Source organism: Bradyrhizobium sp. YR681, assembly GCF_000282615.1.
Classification (GTDB): domain Bacteria; phylum Pseudomonadota; class Alphaproteobacteria; order Rhizobiales; family Xanthobacteraceae; genus Bradyrhizobium.
The window spans coordinates 24,645-46,291 of sequence record NZ_AKIY01000304.1 but is presented as its reverse complement, the minus strand read 5'-3'; the positions used below and the strand labels follow the sequence as shown (position 1 = coordinate 46,291).

At 63.5% G+C, this 21,647-nt stretch carries 23 protein-coding genes and 1 riboswitch; of the genes, 5 read left to right on the top strand and 18 right to left on the bottom strand.

The window, feature by feature from the left end; all coding sequences use genetic code 11:
* Positions 1-99: 99 nt before the first annotated feature.
* From PMI42_RS33285 to PMI42_RS33265, 5 genes are all read right to left on the bottom strand, one after another.
* Positions 100-708, bottom strand: coding sequence for a thiamine phosphate synthase (locus PMI42_RS33285; RefSeq protein ID WP_008143280.1), 609 nt, complete (start codon positions 706-708; stop codon positions 100-102).
* Entirely contained in the window at positions 695-1,477 is a 783-nt protein-coding gene (locus PMI42_RS33280; RefSeq protein WP_008143279.1) for a thiazole synthase, read from the bottom strand. The genes PMI42_RS33285 and PMI42_RS33280 overlap by 14 nt, the downstream gene beginning before the upstream one ends.
* A 4-nt stretch (positions 1,478-1,481) precedes the next feature.
* Positions 1,482-1,679: a sulfur carrier protein ThiS gene (thiS, locus tag PMI42_RS33275; protein WP_008143276.1), complete on the bottom strand. Its 198-nt coding sequence runs from the start codon at positions 1,677-1,679 to the stop codon at positions 1,482-1,484.
* A complete protein-coding gene (locus PMI42_RS33270; RefSeq protein WP_008143274.1) occupies positions 1,670-2,695 on the bottom strand; it encodes an FAD-dependent oxidoreductase in 1,026 nt (341 codons plus the stop codon). Before PMI42_RS33270 ends, thiS begins: the two co-directional genes overlap by 10 nt.
* A riboswitch (TPP riboswitch) is annotated at positions 2,683-2,811 on the bottom strand. It overlaps the preceding gene by 13 nt.
* A 26-nt stretch (positions 2,812-2,837) precedes the next feature.
* The gene (locus PMI42_RS33265; RefSeq protein ID WP_008143268.1) at positions 2,838-3,380 is read right to left on the bottom strand and encodes a lytic transglycosylase domain-containing protein; all 543 of its coding nucleotides are present in this window, start codon (positions 3,378-3,380) and stop codon (positions 2,838-2,840) included.
* Positions 3,381-3,630: 250 nt separating this feature from the next.
* Here PMI42_RS33265 and PMI42_RS33260 point away from each other — a divergent pair, with 250 nt between their 5' ends.
* Positions 3,631-3,846, top strand: a complete 216-nt coding sequence (locus PMI42_RS33260) for a hypothetical protein (protein ID WP_008143265.1) — start codon at positions 3,631-3,633, stop codon at positions 3,844-3,846.
* Here the strand turns inward: PMI42_RS33260 and PMI42_RS33255 are convergent.
* Positions 3,843-5,183, bottom strand: coding sequence for an ATP-binding protein (locus PMI42_RS33255; RefSeq protein WP_008143263.1), 1,341 nt, complete (start codon positions 5,181-5,183; stop codon positions 3,843-3,845). The genes PMI42_RS33260 and PMI42_RS33255 overlap by 4 nt on opposite strands.
* A gap of 13 nt (positions 5,184-5,196) precedes the next feature.
* Positions 5,197-5,937 (bottom strand): response regulator, encoded by a 741-nt coding sequence (locus PMI42_RS33250; protein WP_008143261.1) that lies wholly within the window; start codon positions 5,935-5,937, stop codon positions 5,197-5,199.
* Positions 5,938-6,116: 179 nt separating this feature from the next.
* Here PMI42_RS33250 and PMI42_RS33245 point away from each other — a divergent pair, with 179 nt between their 5' ends.
* Together PMI42_RS33245 and PMI42_RS33240 are read left to right on the top strand one after the other, a co-directional pair.
* Positions 6,117-6,668, top strand: a complete 552-nt coding sequence (locus PMI42_RS33245; protein WP_008143250.1) for a hypothetical protein — start codon at positions 6,117-6,119, stop codon at positions 6,666-6,668.
* A 237-nt stretch (positions 6,669-6,905) separates the two neighbouring features.
* A complete protein-coding gene (locus tag PMI42_RS33240; protein ID WP_008143248.1) occupies positions 6,906-7,445 on the top strand; it encodes a PRC-barrel domain-containing protein in 540 nt (179 codons plus the stop codon).
* Positions 7,446-7,612: 167 nt separating this feature from the next.
* Here PMI42_RS33240 and PMI42_RS33235 read toward each other — a convergent pair whose 3' ends face one another.
* The 11 genes from PMI42_RS33235 to PMI42_RS33185 all read right to left on the bottom strand — a co-directional run bounded on the left by PMI42_RS33235 (position 7,613) and on the right by PMI42_RS33185 (position 20,485).
* The gene (locus PMI42_RS33235; RefSeq protein WP_008143246.1) at positions 7,613-8,824 is read right to left on the bottom strand and encodes an ABC transporter substrate-binding protein; all 1,212 of its coding nucleotides are present in this window, start codon (positions 8,822-8,824) and stop codon (positions 7,613-7,615) included.
* A gap of 272 nt (positions 8,825-9,096) precedes the next feature.
* Positions 9,097-9,924, bottom strand: coding sequence for an ABC transporter permease (locus PMI42_RS33230; protein WP_008143244.1), 828 nt, complete (start codon positions 9,922-9,924; stop codon positions 9,097-9,099).
* Positions 9,921-11,174, bottom strand: a complete 1,254-nt coding sequence (locus tag PMI42_RS33225; RefSeq protein WP_008143242.1) for an ABC transporter permease — start codon at positions 11,172-11,174, stop codon at positions 9,921-9,923. Before PMI42_RS33225 ends, PMI42_RS33230 begins: the two co-directional genes overlap by 4 nt.
* 217 nt (positions 11,175-11,391) lie before the next feature.
* Complete coding sequence (locus tag PMI42_RS33220) at positions 11,392-12,450, bottom strand: ABC transporter substrate-binding protein (RefSeq protein WP_008143239.1); 1,059 nt, start codon at positions 12,448-12,450, stop codon at positions 11,392-11,394.
* Between the two features lie 48 nt (positions 12,451-12,498).
* Positions 12,499-13,608, bottom strand: coding sequence for an ABC transporter ATP-binding protein (locus PMI42_RS33215; protein WP_008143237.1), 1,110 nt, complete (start codon positions 13,606-13,608; stop codon positions 12,499-12,501).
* Positions 13,609-13,736: 128 nt separating this feature from the next.
* Entirely contained in the window at positions 13,737-15,305 is a 1,569-nt protein-coding gene (locus PMI42_RS33210) for a DUF4403 family protein (protein ID WP_008143236.1), read from the bottom strand.
* A 190-nt stretch (positions 15,306-15,495) separates the two neighbouring features.
* Positions 15,496-15,978 carry a hypothetical protein gene (locus tag PMI42_RS33205; protein WP_035967346.1) on the bottom strand — a complete coding sequence of 161 codons (483 nt, stop codon included), beginning with the start codon at positions 15,976-15,978 and terminating at the stop codon, positions 15,496-15,498.
* Positions 15,959-16,672 carry a GTP cyclohydrolase II gene (locus tag PMI42_RS38265; protein WP_008143235.1) on the bottom strand — a complete coding sequence of 238 codons (714 nt, stop codon included), beginning with the start codon at positions 16,670-16,672 and terminating at the stop codon, positions 15,959-15,961. The genes PMI42_RS33205 and PMI42_RS38265 overlap by 20 nt, the downstream gene beginning before the upstream one ends.
* A 10-nt stretch (positions 16,673-16,682) precedes the next feature.
* Entirely contained in the window at positions 16,683-18,437 is a 1,755-nt protein-coding gene (locus PMI42_RS38260; RefSeq protein ID WP_008143234.1) for an SIR2 family protein, read from the bottom strand.
* A gap of 160 nt (positions 18,438-18,597) precedes the next feature.
* Complete coding sequence (locus tag PMI42_RS33190) at positions 18,598-19,236, bottom strand: Vgb family protein (protein WP_008143233.1); 639 nt, start codon at positions 19,234-19,236, stop codon at positions 18,598-18,600.
* Between the two features lie 28 nt (positions 19,237-19,264).
* The gene (locus PMI42_RS33185) at positions 19,265-20,485 is read right to left on the bottom strand and encodes a hypothetical protein (RefSeq protein WP_008143232.1); all 1,221 of its coding nucleotides are present in this window, start codon (positions 20,483-20,485) and stop codon (positions 19,265-19,267) included.
* Positions 20,486-20,575: 90 nt separating this feature from the next.
* On the opposite strand from PMI42_RS33185, the gene PMI42_RS33180 reads away from it, so the two are divergent.
* Positions 20,576-21,364 (top strand): DUF899 domain-containing protein, encoded by a 789-nt coding sequence (locus tag PMI42_RS33180; RefSeq protein WP_035967343.1) that lies wholly within the window; start codon positions 20,576-20,578, stop codon positions 21,362-21,364.
* Positions 21,357-21,632, top strand: coding sequence for a hypothetical protein (locus PMI42_RS33175; protein ID WP_035967341.1), 276 nt, complete (start codon positions 21,357-21,359; stop codon positions 21,630-21,632). The genes PMI42_RS33180 and PMI42_RS33175 overlap by 8 nt, the downstream gene beginning before the upstream one ends.
* The last annotated feature ends 15 nt before the right edge of the window (positions 21,633-21,647 follow it).

The window sequence follows — 21,647 nt, the reverse complement described above, 5'->3', positions numbered from 1 at the left end:
CGAGCGCAGCGAAGCAATCCAGAAATGCTTCCGCGGAAGCAGTCTGGATTGCTTCGTCGCTTCGCTCCTCGCAATGACGGTGTGGAGAGCGCGTGCGCATCACGCCGCCTCCTTCGACTGGCCGAGCCATTGCCGCACCCTTGCATCCGGGTCGGCATTCTGGGTGACGTCGCTGACGACGGCGATGGAGTCCGCGCCCGCGGCAAAAATCTCCGCGGCGTGCTCGAACTTGATGCCGCCGATGGCGACCAGCGGGATGGTGCCGATGCGCTTCTTCCATTCCGTGATCTTGGGAATGCCCTGCGGTTCGAAGCGCATCGATTTGAGCGTGGTGAAGAAGATCGGGCCGAGCGCGACATAGTCGGGCTCTGCCGCAAGCGCGGTTTCCAGCTCTGCGTCGTCATGGGTGGAGATGCCGAGCGACAGGCCGGCTTCGCGGATCGCCGCGAGGTCGGCATCGGCCAGATCCTCCTGGCCGAGATGCAGATATTTTGCGCCGGCGACGATCGCCGCGCGCCAATAGTCGTTCACGACGAGCTTGGCCTGCGTGCCGCTGGTGATCGCCAGCGCGTCGCTGACGAGCTGCAGGGCCTGCGAGTCGTCGAGGTCCTTGGCACGCAGCTGGATGGTGCCGACGCCGAGCTTGGTCAGGCGCTCGACCCATTTGAGGCTGTCGACGACGGGGTAAAAACGATCAGGATACGGCATGCCAGAACGGAGTCCCAACGACAGGAGTGGAAGGGGAGGCGAAGTCGCGGGCATTCATCAGCCCGGCTTCGTAAGCGGTGCGACCGGCATCACAGCCGAGGCGGAAGGCATTCGCCATCGCGACGGGATCGGCGGCCTTGGCGATGGCGGTGTTGAGCAGCACGGCGTCGTAGCCGAGCTCGAGCGCATGGGCGGCGTGGCTCGGTGCGCCCAAGCCGGCGTCGACCACCAGCGTGATGTCCGGCAGCCGCTCGCGCATCAGCTTGAGCGCATCGCGGTTGGTGATGCCTTTCGCACTGCCGATCGGCGCGGCCCATGGCATCACCACCTTGCAGCCGGCATCGACCAGGCGGTTGGCGACCGAAAGATCCTCGGTGCAGTAAGGGAACACCTCAAAGCCGTCCTTGATCAAAATGGCGGCGGCTTCGACGAGGCCGACCACGTCGGGCTGCAGCGTGTCGTTGTCGGCGATCACTTCCAGCTTGATCCAGGAGGTGCCGAACAGCTCGCGCGCGAGCTTCGCCGTGGTCACCGCCTCGCGCACGGTGCGGCAGCCGGCGGTGTTCGGCAGCACGGTGACGTCGAGCTCGCGGATCAGATTCCAGAACGCGTCACCGGTCTTGCCGCCGGCGGATTCGCGCCGCAGCGACACCGTGACGATGTTCGAGCCAGAGGCGCGGATCGCCGCCTGCATGATCGCAGGCGATGGGTAGAGCGCGCTGCCGATCAGGAGGCGGGAGGCAAAGGTCTTGCCGTAGAAGGTCACCATGTCCTCACCCTCCCTGCCGCGGCGTGATGATCTCGATCTCGTCGCCGGCTTTCAGGCTCGTCTCGGCCCAGCGGCTTTTCGGCACGACGTCATAGTTCAGCGCGATGGCGAAATGGCTGCCCTCGTAGTCGAGCTCGGACAGCAGCGCGTCGACGCTGGCCGCATTGATCTCGCGTTGCTCGCCATTTACGATCACGCGCATTGCATCACCTCATTGTCGATCTGGCCGCGCTGGACATATGCAAGCGTCAGCTCGGCGAGCGCCGGCGCGATCAGGAAGCCGTGGCGGTAGAGCCCGTTGACGGCAATGGTGTCGCCGCGGATGCCGATGCGCGGCAAATTGTCGGGGAAGGCGGGGCGCAGGCCGGAGCCGAATTCGAGGATGCGCGCCTCGCCGAAGGCGGGATGCACGGCGTAGGCCGCGCCCAGAAGCTCCAGCGCGGAGCGGACGCTGACGCCGGTGTCCTCGGCCTCGATCGAGGTCGCGCCCAGCATGAACAGATTGTCCTCGCGCGGGATCACGTAGAGCGGCCAGCGCGGATGGATCAGCCGCACCGGGCGCGACAGCTGCACCTCGCCGGTCTCGATCAGGATCATCTCGCCCTTGACGCCGCGCAAGCTCGGCTGCGCGTCGCGCGCACCGAGGCCGCGGCAGTCGATCACGATGCCCTTAGGATCAAGGTTTGCGAGGTCTTTGGCGGAAACGTCGCTGTCGAACTTGATGGTGCCGCCGGCAGCTTTGATGCGCTCGTGCAGTTTCGGCAGCACGCGGCGCGGCTCGACATGGCCCTCGGTCGGGAAGAACAGCGCATCGCGGAAACGGCCTTCCAGCGATGGCTCGAGCTCGGCCAGCGCTGCAGCATCGAGCCGGCGGTGGCCTTCGGTCATCCGGGCAAAGCGCTCAAAATCGTTGCGCTCGCGCGGATGGGCCACGACGAGAGAGCCGTTGAAGGGGGTGTCGGGCAGTTCGCGCCGCCAGATGTCGAGCGAGCGCTGGCCGAGCCGGGAGATGATGGGTTCGGCGACCTCGGCCTCGCAATAGGGCGCGAGCATGCCGCCGGCCCAGTGGCTGGTGGCGTCGGTCATGGCGGCGTCACCGCGCTCGTGCAGGGTCACGGCGTGGCCGGCCTGCGCGAACAACAGCGCCTGCCAGGCACCCGCAATGCCTGCGCCGATGATGGATACCGGGGAATCCGGTCGCTTGGTCGTCTGCAACATCCCTGTCCCTTCGCCGGCATGACCCGGATCAGGTTCAAAGGGTCACCGCGGTCCTGGGCGGGTTTGCCCATTTAGCGGTATCTCAGCTCCTCCTCGGAGCACCCCTCGGAACGGCTCTAATGTAGGCCAGTGGGGCGTGGAGTCAACGCATGTTCCCGGGAACCTGCGCCCGCGCGTTGCGGACGTGCTGGGCGAGCTTCCTGTGCGGTGCTGCGCCGAACATCGGCTGCGGATTGCCGTTCGGCTCCAGCCAGCTCTCGCCCGTATTGGCGACATGCACCATCTCCTGACGCTGGCGCTTTGCAACGTAGTAATAGCCGCCCGCGAAATAACGCACGGCTCGGCTGTGGTCGCCATTGGCGGCGCGATAGGCGCCGGCGAGGTACTTCACCGCATAAGTGAGATTGGTGTTGGGATCGCGCAGGCCGGCGGCATCGCCGGTGTAGCCGAGCCCGCGGGCGGTCGCGAGCTTGATCTGCATCAGCCCGATGGTGCCGCCATGGCCGACGAGGCCGGGCTGATAGCGGCTTTCGCGCATGATGACGCGATGAACCAGCGCTTCCGGCACGCCGTTGGCGCGCGCATGGGTCGCGACCATCTCGGCATATTCGGCTTCGCCCGCGAATGCCGCCTGCGACGACATCAGTCCGGCCGCGAGCAACGCGGCAACGCGTAAAATTTTCATCAGATATCCCAGCGATCCCGAGTGGCGATGTCTCTAAGCGATCTGCGCCCGGCTGCCGGTTAGGCCTCCTGAAGGCGGCGATGATGTGGCCAAACGCCGCCGTTAACGATTTGGCGGCGCAGGGCCGTGCTTACGACTCAATGCCGGCGCGAGAGTTCCCTCAGGCGGACAAACTCGCGACAGCACGCCTGTCTATTCGCGCTGGCGCGCGAAAGCGAGTATGTACGGCCAGCGAATCGGGAGAGGTGCCATGACAAAAACAACCATGGTCAACGCCCACACCGGCGATGTCCCCAGGCAGAATCCCTGTGCCCAGTGCGGCGCGCCGATCGCGCAGCCCGACTGGATCGAGCCGGGCGAGGGCCGCATCTCCTATCTCTGGAATTGCCGCGCCTGCCATTATCGCTTCGAGGCGGTGGCGATTTTCGACCAGCTGGCCGTCGAGCACCCGCCGCTCGCGGCTTAGGCGGCGGCCTGCGCCGCAAGCCGCGGCTGCTGCCAGACCGGCAATTGCATCCGCACGATCAGGCCGTGCGGCTCGCGGTCGTGCAGCGACAGCTCGCCGCCATGGGCGAGCGCGATCGCGCGCGCGATCGACAGGCCGAGCCCGAAGCCGGTGGATTCGTCCATGGTGCGGGCGTCGTCGCCGCGCACGAACGGCTCCAGCATCTCCTGCTTGCGCGCATCCGAAATGCCGGGACCGTCATCCTCGACGTCGATGACGAGCCTGGTGCCCGAGACGTCGAGGCGGATCGTCACTTCGGCGCCGAAGCGCACCGCGTTCTCGACGAGGTTGGTGACGCCGCGATGCAGATCGTCGGGCCGCGCGGCGGCGGTTGCCGACGCGGGGCCTTCGTAATGCACGACATGGCCCATGTCGCCGAACTGGTCGGCGACGAGCTGGAGCGTGCTGGCGATGTCGACCAGCGTCACCGCCTCGATCTTGCGGTCGTTGCGCAGCAGCGACAGCACGCTTTCCAGCATCGAGCGCATCTGGTCGAGGTCGATCAGCATGCGCCTGCGGTTGCCCTCGTCCTCGATGAACTCGGCGCGCAGGCGCAGCCGCGTGATCGGCGTGCGCAGATCGTGGCTGATCGCAGCCAGCATCCTGGTGCGGTCCGACATCAGCCGCGCGATCCGCTCATGCATGCGGTTGAGCGCGCGCGCCACCGAGCGGATCTCCTCCGGGCCGCGCTCGGGCAGAGGATCGGCGGCCTCGCCGTCCAGGCTGAAATTCTCGGCGGCCTTGGCAAAGGAAGATAGTGGCGCGGCCAGCGCGCGCGCCGCCCACAGGCCGAGCACGGTGATGCAGATGAAGGCGGTCATCAGCGTCACCAGCCACGGTGCGCCCCAGAACCACGGCCGCGGTCCGCCCTCGACGCGCCCGGCAACCACGCTGCCGTCGGGCAATTCGACGCCGATGCGGTGCGCGGCGCCGTCCGGGGCGAGCTGCACCACCTTGTAGCCGCGCCCGAGATGACGGCGTATGCCGTGCAGATGCTGGCTGTCGATGTCCTCGGCGGCATCGGCCGCACCGGGCGCCAGCAGCGCGATGTCGAGCTTGGGAAAGGCACGAGCGAGATCTGCGATGAGGCGCGCTCGCTCGCCGGCCTCGGCCGCGCCGAGCAGCAGTGCGGCATCGGTCAGTTGGTGGGCGCCGTCCGGCGGCGCGTCCGGACGATCCGGCCGGCTGATCAGGAAGGCGGTGGTGACGACGAGATGCAGCGCGACGGTGGAAGCCAGCACCAGCGCGGCGATCTGCCCGCCGATCCCCTTGAGGTGGAAGAACCCGAACGGCTTCATCGTCGGCGTTCCCTCAGCTGCTTAGGGACGCCGCGACCGCTTCCGTCCTGGGCGTAAATAAGTAGCCGCCGGAACGCACCGTCTTGATGATGGTGGGATCGGCCGGATTGGGCTCGATCTTGCGGCGGATGCGGCTGACCAGCACGTCGATGGAGCGCTCGAACGAGCCGGTGTTGCGCCCTTGCGTGAGGTCGAGCAGGCTGTCGCGCGACAGCACGCGGCCGGGCCGTTCGCAGAACGTGCGCAGCAAATCGAACTCGGCGCTGGTCACCGCGACGCGCGCGCCGTCCGGATTGCGCAGCTCGCGCAGGCGCAGATCGATGCGCCAGCCCTCGAAGGCCAGCGTGCTCGCGCCCTCGATCGAGCTTGCCGCCTGCGCCGCAGCCTGGCGCCGCAGCACTGCGTTGATGCGGGCGAGCAGCTCGCGCGGGTTGAACGGCTTCGGCAGATAGTCGTCCGCGCCCATTTCGAGACCGACGATGCGGTCGACGTCCTCGCCGCGGGCGGTCAGCATGATGATCGGCGTCTGTGCCTCCGAGCGCACCTTGCGGCAAAGGCTCAGGCCGTCTTCGCCGGGCAGCATGACGTCGAGAATGATGAGGTCCACGCGATGATCGGCCATGGCGCGCGACATCTCGCGGCCATCGCTCACGGCGGTGACGTTGCAGGCGTTGTTGCGCAGGTACTTCGCAATCAACGTCCGCGTTTCGCGGTCGTCCTCGACGACCAGGATGTTGGGATTGGGAATGGCCATGCGCTTTGTTTGTCCAAGATTCGGGCCAAATGGCGATTATTTTTGTTTCAGATTGTTTCCGTAGCCTTTTCCGAAACACAGGGACACGCCCGGGCAGTGGGTGGCAAGGTCCCGTTAAGGCCGTTAACCATACCGTGGCGCGGCCACACAAGAAACCCCGCAAAACCCACGGAGCCATCATGACCTCGATTTCGGCGGCCTCCGCCGGTAATTACCAGTCGCCGTTGCAGCGGCTGCAGCAGGAATTGCAATCGGAGGTTTCCGCCGGCACGATCTCGTCGTCGGACCAGTCGGCGCTCTCGACGGCGCTGACCGACATCGACACGGCGCTCCAGCAGAGCCGGTCAAGCGACCAGTCGAGCGGCACCAGGCCGTCCAAGGACGACATGAAGTCGAAGATCGACGACCTCATTTCCAACGAGGTCTCGAACGGGACGCTGACGTCGGACCAGGCCGACGAGCTGAAGAGCGTGTTTCAGTCCGCTTTCGCCAGCGGTCCCGGTGGCGCCGGGGGACCGCCGCCCGGTCCGCCGCCGGATGACAGCTCTTCGGAATCGTCGTCGACCGACTCGACCAGCAGCACGTCGAGCGGCTCGACCACGGCGGAAATTCTCAAGCAGTTCCTCGAGGCGCTCCAGCAATCGCAATCGTCGTCATCCTCCTATGGCGCCAACGGCAGCTCCTCCAGCAGCTCGGATTTCTCGGCGCTTCTGATCGACTACCAGAGCTGACCTGAGCGACGCGGGTCGGCGCGTTCCTCGCCGCGATCGTGCCTCACCCAGGGCGCACGATCGTCGGCGAGGAACTGTGCATTTCGACCGTTCGGAATTTCAACGTTCCTGAGTCACGCAGGAACTTCATTGCAACGCAGCGCCATAATCACGCAACGAAATCGCCGCAGCAAAGGAACTGCGGATGCGCGTCGCTGTTCTCTCACCACGAGTTTTCTGCTGAAGGAGAGGACAACAATGTTGATGAAATCGATCGCCGCCGGTCTTGCCGGCACCGCACTTCTTGCGACTGTTGCATTCGCGCAATCGCCGACCGCCACCACGGACAAGGCGGCGCCCTCGGCCACAACCGCCACCACCACGACGACCACAGCGTCGGGCCAGTGGCGCACGTCCAAGATGGACGGCCTGAAGGTCTATAACGAAGCCAACGAGAACATCGGCTCGGTCAACGACCTGCTGATGGACAAGGACGGCAATATCAAGATCGCCGTGATCGGCGTCGGCGGCTTCCTCGGCATGGGCGAGCATCTGGTCGCCGTACCCTACGAGAAGCTGAAATTCGTCAACGAGGCCGTTGCCTACACCGGCGCTAGCGGCGCAGCCCCGGGCACAAGGCCGGCTGGGTCCACGACGACCGGTGCTGCGACGGGCACCGAGAAGACCACGACCACCACGACCGCGTCGTCGGGCTCGAAGTGGTATCCGGACCATGCCGTGTTCAATGCGAGCAAGGACGAGCTGAAGAACATGCCCGAGTTTAAGTACTCGGAGTAATGCCGATCACGTGACGGCTGATGCGAAGCGCGCCCGGTTTTCACCGGGCGCGCGCTCGTGCTGTTTCCCGTCATTGCGAGGAGCGAAGCGACGAAGCAATTCAGACTGTCGTCGCAGAGGGATTGTGGATTGCTTCGCTTCGCTCGCAATGACGGAAATGGCCGAAGCTAGTGCGTGACCAGCGGGCAGCCGCCCTTGTCGAGCGGACGGAACGCCTCGTCGCCGGGCACGGTGGCGATCAGCTTGTAGAGGTCCCACTCGCCCTTGGATTCCTCGGGCTTCTTGACCTCGAACAGATACATGTCGTGGACCATGCGGCCGTCGATGCGGATCTTGCCATTCTTCGCGAAGAAGTCGTTGACCGGCGTGGCACGCATCTGCGCCATCACCTTCGGCGCCTCGTCGGTCTTGATGGCTTCGATCGCCTTCAGATAATGCATGGTTGCCGAATAGAGGCCGGCCTGGATCATGGTCGGCATGTGGCCGACCTTGTCGTTGAAGCGCTTGGAGAAGGCGCGCGTCTCCTCGTTCATGTCCCAGTAGAACGCATCGGTGACGATCAGGCCCTGCGTCGCCTTGATGCCGAGCGAGTGCGTGTCGGTGATCTCCTGGAGCAGTGCGATCATCTTCTGCCCGCCCTGCACGAGGCCGAACTCGGCGGCCTGCTTCAGCGCGTTGGTGGTGTCGCCGCCGGCATTCGCCAGCGCGACCACCTTGGCCTTGGAGGCCTGGGCCTGGAGCAGGAAGGAGGAGAAGTCCGACGAATTGAGCGGATGACGGACCTCGCCGAGCACCTTGCCGCCGCTCTCCTTGACCACGTTGGCGGCGTCGCGCTGCAGCGCCATGCCGAAGGCATAGTCGGCGGTAACGAAGAACCAGGTGTCCTCGCCGCGCTTCACCATCGCCTTGCCGGCGACGTTCGACAGCGCATAGGTGTCGTAGGTCCAGTGCACCGTGTTGGGCGAGCAGGCCGGGCCGGTGATGTCGGAGGAGCCGCCGCCGGAATTGATGTTGATCTTGTTCTTCTCACGCGTCAGCGCCGAGATCGGCAGTGCGACCGATGAGGTCGGCACGTCGAAGATCGCGTCGACCTTGTCGTTGTCGTACCAGTTGCGGGCGATGTTGACGCCGACGTCAGGCTTGTTCTGGTGGTCGGCGGCGACCACCTGCACCGGCTTGCCGGCGACCTTGCCGCCGTAATCGGCGACCGCCATCTCGACGGCTGCGAGCGAGCCCTTGCCGGTCGCATCGGCATAAAGGCTCGACATGTCCGTGAGCACGCCGATCTTGACGACATCGTCGGAAATCTGCGCCTGCGCCGCGCCTGACGTGGCGGCGAGCGCGAGACCGCCCGCAATGGCGGCGATGAGTTTTTGCATGGTTGTTCCCTCAGCGTTGTTGTTTGGGTTTTCTTGCGCGGACCGTTGTAGCGACAAACGGTCGCGGGAGCTAAGCCAAAGACGCGTGAGGGGGATGAGAAATATAGAGGGGAGCGGGCGGTGTTTCACGCAGCAAGTCCGGTCCCGTAGGGGGGCAAAGGCGCGCTTGCGCCGTGCCCACGATCTCTTTCGATCGCGAAAATGCGTGGGCATGCTTCGCTTTGCCCACCCTACGATACTGTGGGTGCGGAGAGAAAGAAGAACGGCGCCGCTCACACGCCGCCCTTGAGCCGTTCGTTGCGGCGGCGCAGGCCTTCCAGGGTGGCGAGCAGGATGACCGAGACCGTGGTCAGAACCACCGCGGCGGCCGTGATCGTCGGGCTGATGTTCTCGCGGATGCCGCTGAACATTTCGCGCGGCAGGGTGCGCTGCTCGGGACCTGCCATGAACAGCACGATCACCACTTCGTCGAAGCTGGTCGCGAAGGCGAACAGCGCACCTGACGCGAGGCCAGGCAGGATCAGCGGCAGGATCACGCGGCGGAACGCCTGAAGCGGCGAGGCGCCGAGCGAGGCGGCGGCGCGTGCGAGGTTGGTGTCAAAGCTTTGCAGCGTCGCGCCGACCGTGATCACCACAAAGGGCGTCGCCAGCGCGGTGTGGGCCAGGATCAGGCCGAGATAACTGCCGGTCAATCCGATCGGCGCAAAGAAGAAATACAGGCCGACCGCGGTGATGACGCCGGGCACGACGACAGGCGACAGCACGAACGCCAGCGCCAGCGGCTTGAGCCGGCTCTTCCACTGCGCCAGTCCCAGCGCCGCCAGAGTGCCCAAAACCATCGACAGCAAGGTCGAGGCGACGCCAATGATCATGCTGTTCTTCAGCGAATTGATCCAGCGCGGCGAATTGATGAAGTCGTCGTACCAGCGCAAGGAGAGGCCCGGCAGCGGATAGGTGAGGTACGAGCCCGAGCTGAAAGACAGCGGCATGATCGCCAGGATCGGCGCGATCAGGAAGATGAACACCAGCGTCGAGATGACGATGGTCGCGGTCCACGCGATGCGCTGGCTGGGCGTGCGAAGGGAGGGATTTTCGCTCAATTCTTCATCCCTCCCGTAACGTGCTGGCCCTGCACCAGCCTGCCGTAGACGAGAGCGAGCAGGATGGTGGCGAGCAGCAGTACGGCCCCCAGCGCCGAGGCGAGGCCCCAATTGGCGGTCTCGGTGGTGTAGAGCGCGATGAAGTAGCTGATCATCTGGTCGGCGGCGCCGCCGACCAGCGCCGGCGTGATGTAATAGCCGAGCGCCAGGATGAAGACGAGCAGGCTGCCTGCGCCGATGCCGGGCAGCGTTTGCGGCAGGTAGATCCGCAGGAAAGCGGTGAGGGGCGGCGCGCCGAGCGATGCGGCGGCACGCATGTAAGCGGGCGAAATCGCCTTCATGCTGCTGTAGAGCGGCAGGATCATGAACGGCAGCAGCACGTGAGTCATCGCCACGCAGACGCCGAAGCGGTTGTAGATCAGGCGCAACGGCTCGTCGATGATGCCAAGCCAGTGCAGGCCGTCGTTCACGATGCCCTTGCTCTGCAACAGCACGATCCAGGCGCAGGTGCGGACCAGAAGCGAGGTCCAGAACGGCAGCAGCACGAAGATCATCAGCAGGTTCGACTTGCCCGGCGGCAGCGTCGCCAAGAGGTAAGCGACCGGGAAGCCCAGGATCAGGCAGAGTAGCGTGACACTGAGGCTGATGAGAAAGGTGCGGGCGAACACGTCGCGGTAGATGGCCTGATCCGGCGGGGCCGCGATGATCGCGCCGTCCGCGTTCCGCGTCAGATCGAGCGCCGACAGGAGGTAGAAGCCGGTCACCGGGCCGCTGGCGTCCTTGATGGTCGTCCAGGTGGTGCGTTCGCGCCAGGCCGGGTTGATCCTGCCGAGCGCTTCTTTCGCCGTGCCTGCTTCCGGCGCGGCCTTCAGATTGCGCGCGGTGCTGGTGAGGATCGTGCGAAAGCCGTTCATTGCGTAGTTGAGCCGCTTGGCCGCAATCGCAATGGTGCCGGAGGCGCGCGCCGCCAGGATGTCGTTGGCAAGCGCCGCGTAGGCCTTCTCGTCCGGCAGGTCCCTGCCGTCCCAGCTGGCGAGAGCAGCGATCGTTTGCGGCAGAACCTGACGCACTTCGCGGTCATCGACCGCGCGCCAGAGCATGCCGGCGATGGGACCAGCGAAGGTGAAGAGCAGGAACAGCAGCAGCGGCACCACGAGTGCGAGGGCCTTGAGCTGGCGTGTTCGCTCCGCTCGCTTCAAGCGGCGCTTGAGCGGCACTTCGGTCGATGCACTGGCGGAGGCTGACGTCATGGGAGCCGTCTCTTGGCGCGGCCTGAGCAAGCGCCTCGTCCTTCGAGACGACCGCTTCGCGGTCTCCTCAGGATGAGGCTAATCGACAGCGGCGCTTGTGACATGGCCGCCCCACATTGCGACCTCATCCTGAGGAGCCCGCCGAAGGCGGGCGTCTCGAAGGATGGCCCAAACGTCGCTGTTTTCAATGCGCGCCGCACGCTGGTCGAGGTACGCGCTATTTCGCGGCCCATTTGTTGAAGCGCTCGGTCAGGCGATCGATGTTCTCGAGCCAGAAGGCGACGTTGATCTCGACCGCGTTCTTGATGTTGTCAGGCGCCGTCGGCAGGTCCTTCAAAACGGCAGGCTGCAGCTTGCCGGCGGCATCCTTGTTCGAGGTGCCATAGGCAATGTTCTCCGACAGTTTGGACTGGTTCTCCGCCTTGCCGGCGAAGTCCAGGAACTTGTAGGCCGCGTCCTTGTTCGGGCTCCCCTTCAGGATGACCCAGCTGTCGAGGGTGAAGAGCGCGCCGTCCCACACCATGCCGAAGTTCTTCTTGTCGTTCTTGTTCGCGGTGTCGATGCGGCCATTGTAGACCGAAGTCATCGCGACCTCGCCGGAGGCGAGCAATTGCGGCGGCTGGGCGCCGGCCTTCCACCAGACGATGTCGCCCTTGATGGTGTCCAGTTTCTTGAACGCGCGCTCGATGCCCTCGTCGGTCGCCAGCACCTTATAGACGTCCTTCGGTGCGACGCCGTCGGCCATCAGCGCGATCTCGAGCGTGGTCTTCGGACCCTGACGCAAGGCGCGCTTGCCGGGAATCTTCTTGGTGTCGAAGAAGTCGGCCCAACCATTGGGAGCCTGCTTCAGCTTGTCCTTGTCGTAGCCGAGCACGAAATCGTAGAGGATGGCGCCGACGCCGCAGGAATTGACCGACGGCGGGATATAAGCGGCCTCGCCGCCGATTTTGGAGTAATCCAGCTTCTCGAACAGGCCTTCCTCGCAGCCGACCGCGAGCTCGTCGCTCTCGACCTGGACGACGTCCCAGGTGGCGGCACCGCCCTGCACCTTGGCGCGCAACACGCCGACGCCGCCGTCCCAGGACTCGTCGTTCATCGCAACGCCGGCTGCCTTCTTGAACGGCTCGAAATAGACCTTCTTCTGCGCATCCTGATACGCGCCGCCCCACGATACGACGGTCAGGTCACGCGCCTGCGCGAAATTGGCCAGCGCAGCGCTGGCGGTGAGCGCCGCGGCGAAACCCAGAGCCATCTTGCCAATCTTGCGCTTCAGCATGGTCCTTGTTCCTTCTTCATGTGCAGTGTGTTGAGCTTGATTGTTGGATCAGGCGGGATCGAGGGCCAGACAGTCCTCGGGACGGAAAGTGATGAACACGCCTTCGCCGGGCGTGAAACCGTGATGCGCCCCCGGCTGAAGCTTGACCATGAACTCGGCATTCCCGGCGACATCGAGCACGGCCAGCGCGTGGTCGCCGAGATAGATGGTGTTCTGCACCCTGGCCGGCAGCCGGTTCGGTGCGTCGCTGGAGGTGCCATCGGGGATAATGGCGATCCGCTCCGGCCGCACCGACAGCGAGGTCGATGCGCCCGCGCCTGATACATTGACGGCGCGCGCGGTGACAATGCCGCCGCCGGCCAGCGCGACGCGGCAATAGTCCTTGTCGACGGTCTCGACGGTGCCGTCCAGCACGTTGTTCTCGCCGATGAAGTGGGCCACAAAACTGTTCACCGGATGCTCGTACAGCGCGTCGGGCCGGTCGATCTGCTGCACGATGCCGTCGTTGAACACGGCAATGCGGTCCGACATGGTGAGCGCCTCACTCTGATCGTGGGTGACGTAGACGACGGTGATGCCCATCGTCTCGTGCAGCTGCTTGATCTCCAGCTGCATCTGCTCCCGCAGGCGTTTGTCGAGCGCGCCCAGCGGCTCGTCCATCAGCACGAGCTGCGGATTGAACACCAGCGCGCGCGCCAGCGCCACGCGCTGCTGCTGCCCGCCTGACAATTGCCCGGGCCGCCGCTGCGCCAGGGTTTCCATCTTGATCATGCGGAGCGCCGCGCTGACGCGCTCCTGCGTTTCGGCCTTGCTCGTGTTGCGGACGGAGAGCGGGAAGGCGATGTTCTCCGCGATCGTCAAATGCGGGAACAAGGCATAGTTCTGGAACACCATGCCGATGTCGCGTTTATGGGGCGGGACGTTCTTGATCGGCCGTTCCGCGAGATAGATCTCGCCCCGGGTCGGAACCTCGAAGCCCGCCAGCATCATCAGCGTGGTCGTCTTGCCGGAGCCCGACGGGCCGAGCAGGGTGATGAACTCGCCCTTCCTGATGTCGAGATCGAGGTTCTTCACCACGAGGTGCTCGCCATCATAGGTCTTCTGAATGCCGGAAAAGCGCACCAGTGCCGGCGCAGAATTGACCATGCCGGCTTCCATGTTGTCCTCGCGTCACCAGCACCAATGCTGTCGATACCTCGTCCGAGGTTGCGACAAACAGCTTAGCATCCCCGGACGAGAATGCCAGCGGCGCAAGTGCCGCTCACGCAGGCCGTGCGCAAGGCGCGCTACATGCCCGACAGCTTGGTCACATACACGTTCAGCGAGCCACCGGCCTCCGCGACGATGCGCAGCGTCTTGGAATCGAAGGCGATGTCGGCGAGCGTGAGGCTGTCGATCTTCGCATCGACCTTGAGGCCGTCCTCGCTCTTCTGGTAGTCGGCGATCGCGGCCGCGATCTTCTCGCGGGCGTTGGCGGCGATCGGCTTCAGGTCGAGCGTCGCCTTCTGCACCAGAGCCTGCTGCATCTGCGGCACCACCGCGCGCGCCGCCGCTCCCAGCAGGCCGAAGGCGGCTTCGGACTCGACTGCGAGCTGGATGTCGGCGAGCCGCAGCGTCTGCTGCGCCTGGTCGAGCATCGGCCGGCCCCAGATGTGCACGGTTGCCTCGGCGCCGAGGCCGAGCCAGCTTTTCTTCTCCTTGGCGCGCACCAGCAGGGAGATCAGCAGCCGCTCGCCCGACGGGACCACGTTGACGCTCTTCACGGTGACGTCGACCGGGCCGGAGCCGTCCTCGGGATAGGTGTGGCCGACCATCTGCGCCGCGATCAGCTTGTTGATCTCGGTGAAGGGCACGTCGATCGGCACCCCGATGTTCACGCCGCTGCCGGTCGGCGGCACGATCGAGATCTTGTCCGGGAACGGACAGTCCGGCTTGGTCTGCGTCGAGGTCACGCGCGTCTCGAGCTCGAGGCCGAGCTGGAGCGTCACGTTCTGTGCGTCGACGCGCGGCTGCGCGGCGATGGCGCGGATCGGTTTCATCTCGAGCCAGAGCGGCGGCAGCGCGGCGGAGGAGCCCGAGCCCTGCAGCGGGATCGAGCGGCAGGCCTTGGCCCATTGCAGCTTCGCATTCTCGCGCAGCGAAGGATCGTTGCGAATGCGCTCGGAGACGGCGTTGATCTGCTCGCCGACGTTCTTGTCGATCAGCGGCTTGACCTGCGCCGGCACGTTGACCTTGGCACCGGCGACGTTGACGTTGGTATCGCCGAGATTGACCTGGGCGCCGAGGTTGGGCTCGAGATGCCAGTTGGCGGCGAGCTTCGGCCGCGAGGTGACGATGACGTTGCCCCTGATCTCGGCGCTGGCGTTCAGATTCTTGATGTTGACCGCGCCGATCCGTTTCGCCGCGTCGCCGCCGAGCACGCCGCTGAGTGCGTCGCCAAGCGCGCCGGTGGCCTTCGACGACAGCGAGCCCGTCACGTTCAGCTTGCCGCTGAGCGGCGTCGAGATCGTCAGCACGTCCTTGTCGCCGGCAGCTGCCATCGGGCCGCGCACGGCGGTCCAGCCGATGTCGGCATTCTCCAGGATCTGCGAGACCGGATTGTCGGCCTTGCCGGCGAAATTGCGCGGCGCAGCCTTCTCGGCCTGCTCGCGGATCGCCGAGATCGCGATCGCGACCGGCGCGACCACGATCGAGCTCGTGGACGCCGGCGGCAGCGGCGGCAATTGCGCGACCGGGGGCGCGGAATTGGTCGCGCGCGGCGACAGCCAGTCCATCGCCTTCAGGCTGATGAAAAATGACACCACGAGCACCGCCACGGCGATCAGGATCGTCTTCAAGTTCAGAGTTAGTCGCATCAATCCCCCAGGCCGCCCGGGAGGGATTTTACAGGGCGGGCGAGGAGGGCGCTAGAGCGTACCGATGGGGTGGAATTGGGGCGGCGCTCAAATTGGCCGCTGGGCCGTGAGGTAGAAGAATGAACGGAATTCCCAAGGGGCCGCTCAACTACAATAATTTGGCGTTAGACGTTGCCTACTGCAACTGCACTTAAGTGGGGCCAATTTCTCTCAGACTACAGACCAGAAAGAACAGAAGGACAACAAATGAGAGTCCCGTGCTAGAAACGAACAGAACTCGAAAGAGATTTGTGTACGTAAGCCGAAATCCTTGATGGCCGATGTTGGTGATCAGGTCCCCCTTTTTGAAGAGTTGGATATCTCGATCGTCAATCAGCGTAGCCAACCGCCTTTCTTCTTTCAGAAGGTAAGCTTCGGAGATCTTGATTAGTTGTCGCGTGCGAACATCGAACAAGTAGAACACGATCGACAAAATGACAGAAAGGAGAGAAAATGCTCCCCCGAGCAAATAGAATCTGTACTGGGCAGCGACTCCGAACGAAGCAAACAAAATCGCCACGATCGTTAGATATGCCTTGAACATGTCCACGCGCTGCTTTGCGTGGAAATCGAAATGCCGCCACGCGAGTTCACGAGCTGCATCGGCTGCCGTGTTAGTCTTCTCGATCGGCATTCTCGGGATCTTTGCCGTTGCTTTCGGGAGCTATGACGTCGTTCGGAATATCATGGCCCAAATCGTCGCGCTTCGAGGCGAGATAGGCCTTCTGCAATGAACTCAGCTCCGAGGGGATTAGCCTGTTGCGCTTCACAATGTTAACGCCGTAGTCGCGCAACTGCCTTTCCTTATATCCGTTGTTGCTGAGCAACTCGATTTCTGCCTGCTCCCCAAGTATTTGTCGAATTACGGACGCGCTAACTTCGTAGTCTCGAGCGTCAGGTCCCAATCCTAAGCAGGCAAATGCACCAGAGGAGGTTTTGCCTTCAATTTGTTGGAGGCGAATAGCCTCGATTTTTCGTCTTAATCCAATACCGCGGCCTTCTTCATACAAGTAGATCAAAATTCCACCACTCGTCTGGATCAGGTCTAGTGCAAGCGCTAATTGTCCGGCGCAATCACAGTCTGTTGCCCAGAATGATTCGCTAAACAAGCATGAACTCTGGACCCGAACTCGAAAAGGTGAAGTGTCGTCTTTGGGATTCAGCGATCTGGATAGGACGACGCCTTCCTTGGCTATGTCGGTTCGATCGACCGCTGGGTCAGGCTTTAGCGAAATTCTCGCCGTTTCCCCTACGCCAATGTGGCGCAGAAAGAAATATCCGTGTTTTGTGGTAAGTCGGATCGGATTGCCAAGGCGAATATCTCTCATGGTATGTTGCCTATAACTTTTTTGGAAATGTCTTCCCAACTCGGAGGCCCGTTGCATAGTGTGTGGGCCACATGATGCCCAATATTTCGTTGTACTGCTTAGCTACGTCAGAAACCGCAATTTCTTCTCCACTGTTTTTCAGTAGACTCCACTTCAATGCAGCATCGCTAAGCTTCCAGTGAAGCGTCTCGAGGGGGTGATCTTCGTATTTATTGCGGATGGCGCTGCTGAAGTGCCGGAGTTGCTTGGCCGTTTCGGCAAAGTTTCCTTGCAAGAAGTAACAATCCGCCAGACAGAGTTTGCACCAAATGTACAAGTCAGTCTTTCCGGAGATGAATGTTGTTTTTTCGCTCTTTAAGTAAGCAGCGATCGCATCATCGATCTGGCTCGCATGGCGCCGGGCCTCTCCTTCAGCAAAAAAGGCCTCGCCTCGTTCCTCAGCAGTGACGGAATGCTCGAACGTTTTAGCTGCGTAAGAAAGCGCCTCAGCTGTTTTTCCCGCTAGAGCAAGTGACCGGGCGAGCGCATGGTAGGCAATTGCCTTTGCCCGTCTTCGTCCTTCTGCCTCCGCACAAGCTGCCATTGACCTTGCTTGCGCAACGGCGTCCTCCCAGCGCTCCTGGTCTCGCATTACGGTATTGATGACCGCTTCGGCATTCATATGAAAGAGTAGAGTTTTATTGCGAAAATACTCTGAGGCGACCTTTGCGTCGTTCGATGCCTCATGGAATCTATTGATTTTGCAATAAGCCTTCGAGCGTTCGAGCAGCAGTAGGTGCCGAGCCCGCTCTTCGATCTCATCGAGAGCTATTGGAGAAAGCGCCAGTGCAATAGCAGCATGGCCGCCGGTGTCCAAATCCACCCGTGTTGAATTCAGCTCTGACTCGTTTAGAAATGCCCGGACGGAAGCGCTGGGGCCGCCGCTTCTCTGCTTTGCAGATTGAAGAGTGGTAAGAAAGCCCGCTAATTTTGTGTAGTCGGCTCCGTACCGCACTGGAACTATGGATCTATGTGTGACAGCGGAAGTAGAATCCGTGGTGAGCAGGAATACGTTATGACTTATAGCCGAATTTTGAGAAACCCAATCCAGAAGCCCATCGAAATGGGGATCGGCCAATCCGGAGCCCGTGCCTATAAATACGAGCGCTTTGAATACTGAGATTGCTCTTTCGAAACTTTGAAGAAAATCGTCTTTTAACAGGCGTTGATAGGAAGATGATCCGAAGATAATGGTTTCGGGTTCACTGTAGTAGCCGTGAATGTGGAACACGCTTCTCCGAGTGCCTTCATCGGCGCTTCGGAGCTCTGTAACAAATTCTTTGACGTTCTTAAGCGTGCATCGTGATCGAAGCGTGAGTTGTTCGACGATGCCATCATAGTTGGTCGTAATTATTGGTAGGTCGAGAGCATCGATCGCCTTAACTAGAGTTTTGTCTTCAACCCTTAGGTCCTCGAATTGAGATGACAGCCATCGTCCAAAGCCGCCTCCTTTTGTATTAATTTGAGCTTCGATATACTCGCCTAAGATTAGATAGTTGGAGGTTTCGGCGAGATTTCCGCTCAAGCAATCTAATACGGCTAGATGTTTGTCCCTGCCGTCCGGGTCTACGTCGCTCAGATATTCAATTCCGTTTCGGATAAGACCCAGCCAAGTAACAGCATTTTCGTTGGGGCACGTTGCTCGCGAGACGCCTGCCCCTAGGACCAGGCAGGCTTCCTTGTTCTCTATGACCTTTTTTAGCTCAGCTTGGACTGTGTTTGGCATTCGAGCTGACTAATTAACTTAAGGGGAATTCAAACAAAGTATGCGCAAAGACTGCAATTAAAAGTAGTGGTTAGTCAAGGGCGCTCGCGGTGCGGAAGCGTGGTCGACGCTTCTTGCTGCGAACGCACCAAGCCGTGCACAGGCGCCTTAGGGGGTGAGGCTAGCCGCGTTTGGGACGGCGGACCGCTCTCACATTGCCGCGAGGGCCGCCGCCGCAATAAAAGCGATCGCCGCCGTCGGACTCCAGGCCCGAGACCATCGTTCCCGCGGGCAGGTCGAGCTGCTCCAGCACCTTGCCGGTTTCAGGGTCGACCCGCCTGATGTCGCTATCCTCGCCTTCCCAGGTGCCATGCCAGAGCTCGCCGTCGACCCAGGTCACCCCGGTCACGAAGCGCTTGCTCTCGATGGTGCGGAGGATCTTCCCCGTCTCCGGATCGATCTGGTGGATTTTTCGATCGCGATATTGCCCGACCCAGAGTGAGCCCTCGGCCCAGGCCAATCCGGAATCGCCGCCGCCGCCGGGCGCGGGGATCGTGCCGAGCACCTTGCCGGTGGCGGCGTCGATCTTCTGGATGCGGTCCTCGGCGATCTGGAATAAATGGCGGCCGTCGAACGCCGTTCCCGCATGCGCGGCGACATCGATGGAGCGTGCAATCCTGCCGCTGTCCGGATCGACCGCATTCAATTTGTCGCCGGATGCAAACCAGACATGGGTGCCGTCATAGCTGACGCCGTGCACGGCCTCGACACCTGCAAACGGTCCGTACTCCCTGACGATCTCGGCGGCTGAACGCTTCATGTGCCTGGTCCCTGTGAGGTGATCCACCTTACGTCTTCAGGAGCGGCCCGGGGAGTAACAAGCCTGTCGGGAAACCCGGGACGGGCGGGGTCATCCAGCGCCGTGCCCGGCCGTGTCCGAACGACTGCACCTTGTTCGAGCGTGCCAGCTCGTCGAGCGCCCGCTGCACCGTGCGTGCGCTCATTCCAAGCGCGAGTGCAAGCGCCGAGCTCGACCACGGCTCGCCGTCGGCGAGAAAGGCAAGGACCGTGGCGTGCTTCTCCTCGACGGGCCGGGCCAGCACGAGGACGTCGCGCGTCTTGCGTGGTGCCAGCACGAAACCCTGCTTCGTCGCGCTGATGTCGGCCAGCGGCGCAAGCTGGGTGCGGAGCCGCCCGATCTCGACGCGCAGGCGCGCGCGGTGCGATTCATCGGCGTGCTTCGCGCCGAATGCGCCCGATATCAAGGTCTCCCGCGCGACATCCGCGGGCCATGCCTGCGCCAGCAGGCGGGCGAGCGCGAACAGCACCGGCCGTGTCCCGAGCGACACGACCACGCCTTGCCTGCGTACGACATGATGGAAGGTGTCCACGACCAGCGCTGCCGAGGTCGCCAGTCGTTCGACCTCCCCGAGCAGCAAATGGCGTTCGCTGCCGCGCGCGATCAGACGCGCGGCCGGCGTATCGAGGATGAGGGTCGCGCTGTCGACCTCGGCCGTGAGCGCGGGGATTTTTGCCAGCCGCGCTGCCTGGGCCGCTCGGCCCAGCGCCGTGCGCGCCTCCTTCGTTCTCAGCCGCCGGATGGCGATGCCGGCGAGCACGAGCTCGCGGACGACCTGGGATGCAGGCGGGAGCGGGGCGGCGGCAAGTTCGGCCAGCGTGCGCTCGGCGTCGTCGAGACGCCCGACAAGGAGAAGACGTCGCGCCTCGATGTGACCTGCGTGGGCGGCATTGGCGAGATCGCCGTGCTGTTCGAGTGTCGCGCGCGCGGCGGCCAGCGTCTTCGCCGGCCAGTTCAGGTCGCGCGAGACCAGCGCGATCTCGGCCTCGGCCACCACGCATCTGGCGCGCGCGACGGCTTCCCTCGGGCCGAAGGCGCGCGCGGCGCTGCGCAGCAGCGTCTTGGCCTTGGCGAGATCGCCGAGCTGCGCCATCGCGATGCCGCGCAGCGCCAGCGACGGGGCGTCGTTGCGCAGCGCAACGCGGTTCAGCGCGCCGAGCGGATCGCCGGCCTCCAGCGCCCGCGCCGCGGCCGTGATCAACGATTCCATGTCAATCCCGCCACACTTGTTACTCCCACCGCGCAACCGCCTGGTGCCAGAAATCGTTGCCAGGACGTCAGGCAAGAGGTTTGGAGAACCATGATGACATCAGCAGACAACGCAGGAACCAATGCCGCCATGCAAACACCGCCGGTGGTGTCGCCGCAGGACTGGGAGGCAGCCCGTCAGCAACTGCTCGTGAAGGAAAAGGCGCATACCCGTGCCCGCGACGCTCTGGCCGCCGAGCGCCGGCGCATGCCGTGGATGGACGTGGACAAAACCTATGCGTTCGATGGGCCCGGCGGCAAGGTCAGTCTGGCCGACCTGTTCCAGGGCCGGCGGCAGCTGATCGTCTACCGCGCCTTCTTCGAGCCTGGCGTGTTCGGCTGGCCCGACCATGCCTGCCGCGGCTGCTCGATGGTGGCCGACCAGGTCGCCCATGTCTCGCATCTGAACGCCCGCGACACCACGCTGGTGTTCGCCTCGCGCGCGCCGCAGGCGGACATCGCGCGGCTGAAGAAGCGGATGGGCTGGACCATGCCGTGGGTGACGATCACCGACAGTTTCGACGCCGATTTCGGCGTCGACGAATGGCACGGCACCAACGTGTTCTACCGCGACGGCAACCGCATCTTCCGCACCTATTTCGTCAAGAGCCGCGGCGACGAGCAGATGGGCGGCACCTGGAACTATCTCGATATCACGCCGCTCGGCCGGCAGGAGGTCTGGGAGGATTCGCCAAAGGGCTATCCGCAGACGCCGACCTACAAATGGTGGAACTGGCACGACAGCTACGCCGAAGGCGCCGTGCCCGACAAGAGATGGGTCGAGATCTCGGATGCCGGCGAGAAGGCGTTTCGCCAGGAGGCAGCGGAAGGCCGTGACTAGTTCCGTCAGCGCAACGGTCGGCGCCGGCCGCGATGGCGTGGCGGCCGCGCGCCACCTCGCCAGATGGCTGGCTCTGGCGGCCACGCCGACCTTCGCGATCATGGCCGTGCTGACGGCCATGATCGGCGGTGGCGCGGCGGACGCGCTGTGTGCGGCCGGCCACGGCTCGGTCCTCGGCGGGATGGTGCCGATGTATCTGCTGATGAGCGCGTTTCATTCGGCGGCGTGGCTGAAGTTGATCGCGGAGCGGCGGGGAAGCGACAAGTGAACGCCGGAATGCACC

Coding starts and splice junctions, on each gene's coding strand:
- PMI42_RS33285 (WP_008143280.1), bottom strand. CDS start 708: ATGCCGTATCCTGATCGTTTTTACCCCGTCGTCGACAGCCTCAAATGG.
- PMI42_RS33280 (WP_008143279.1), bottom strand. CDS start 1,477: ATGGTGACCTTCTACGGCAAGACCTTTGCCTCCCGCCTCCTGATCGGC.
- thiS (WP_008143276.1), bottom strand. CDS start 1,679: ATGCGCGTGATCGTAAATGGCGAGCAACGCGAGATCAATGCGGCCAGC.
- PMI42_RS33270 (WP_008143274.1), bottom strand. CDS start 2,695: ATGTTGCAGACGACCAAGCGACCGGATTCCCCGGTATCCATCATCGGC.
- PMI42_RS33265 (WP_008143268.1), bottom strand. CDS start 3,380: ATGAAAATTTTACGCGTTGCCGCGTTGCTCGCGGCCGGACTGATGTCG.
- PMI42_RS33260 (WP_008143265.1), top strand. CDS start 3,631: ATGACAAAAACAACCATGGTCAACGCCCACACCGGCGATGTCCCCAGG.
- PMI42_RS33255 (WP_008143263.1), bottom strand. CDS start 5,183: ATGAAGCCGTTCGGGTTCTTCCACCTCAAGGGGATCGGCGGGCAGATC.
- PMI42_RS33250 (WP_008143261.1), bottom strand. CDS start 5,937: ATGGCCATTCCCAATCCCAACATCCTGGTCGTCGAGGACGACCGCGAA.
- PMI42_RS33245 (WP_008143250.1), top strand. CDS start 6,117: ATGACCTCGATTTCGGCGGCCTCCGCCGGTAATTACCAGTCGCCGTTG.
- PMI42_RS33240 (WP_008143248.1), top strand. CDS start 6,906: ATGTTGATGAAATCGATCGCCGCCGGTCTTGCCGGCACCGCACTTCTT.
- PMI42_RS33235 (WP_008143246.1), bottom strand. CDS start 8,824: ATGCAAAAACTCATCGCCGCCATTGCGGGCGGTCTCGCGCTCGCCGCC.
- PMI42_RS33225 (WP_008143242.1), bottom strand. CDS start 11,174: ATGACGTCAGCCTCCGCCAGTGCATCGACCGAAGTGCCGCTCAAGCGC.
- PMI42_RS33220 (WP_008143239.1), bottom strand. CDS start 12,450: ATGCTGAAGCGCAAGATTGGCAAGATGGCTCTGGGTTTCGCCGCGGCG.
- PMI42_RS33215 (WP_008143237.1), bottom strand. CDS start 13,608: ATGGAAGCCGGCATGGTCAATTCTGCGCCGGCACTGGTGCGCTTTTCC.
- PMI42_RS33210 (WP_008143236.1), bottom strand. CDS start 15,305: ATGCGACTAACTCTGAACTTGAAGACGATCCTGATCGCCGTGGCGGTG.
- PMI42_RS33205 (WP_035967346.1), bottom strand. CDS start 15,978: ATGCCGATCGAGAAGACTAACACGGCAGCCGATGCAGCTCGTGAACTC.
- PMI42_RS38265 (WP_008143235.1), bottom strand. CDS start 16,672: ATGAGAGATATTCGCCTTGGCAATCCGATCCGACTTACCACAAAACAC.
- PMI42_RS38260 (WP_008143234.1), bottom strand. CDS start 18,437: ATGCCAAACACAGTCCAAGCTGAGCTAAAAAAGGTCATAGAGAACAAG.
- PMI42_RS33190 (WP_008143233.1), bottom strand. CDS start 19,236: ATGAAGCGTTCAGCCGCCGAGATCGTCAGGGAGTACGGACCGTTTGCA.
- PMI42_RS33185 (WP_008143232.1), bottom strand. CDS start 20,485: ATGGAATCGTTGATCACGGCCGCGGCGCGGGCGCTGGAGGCCGGCGAT.
- PMI42_RS33180 (WP_035967343.1), top strand. CDS start 20,576: ATGATGACATCAGCAGACAACGCAGGAACCAATGCCGCCATGCAAACA.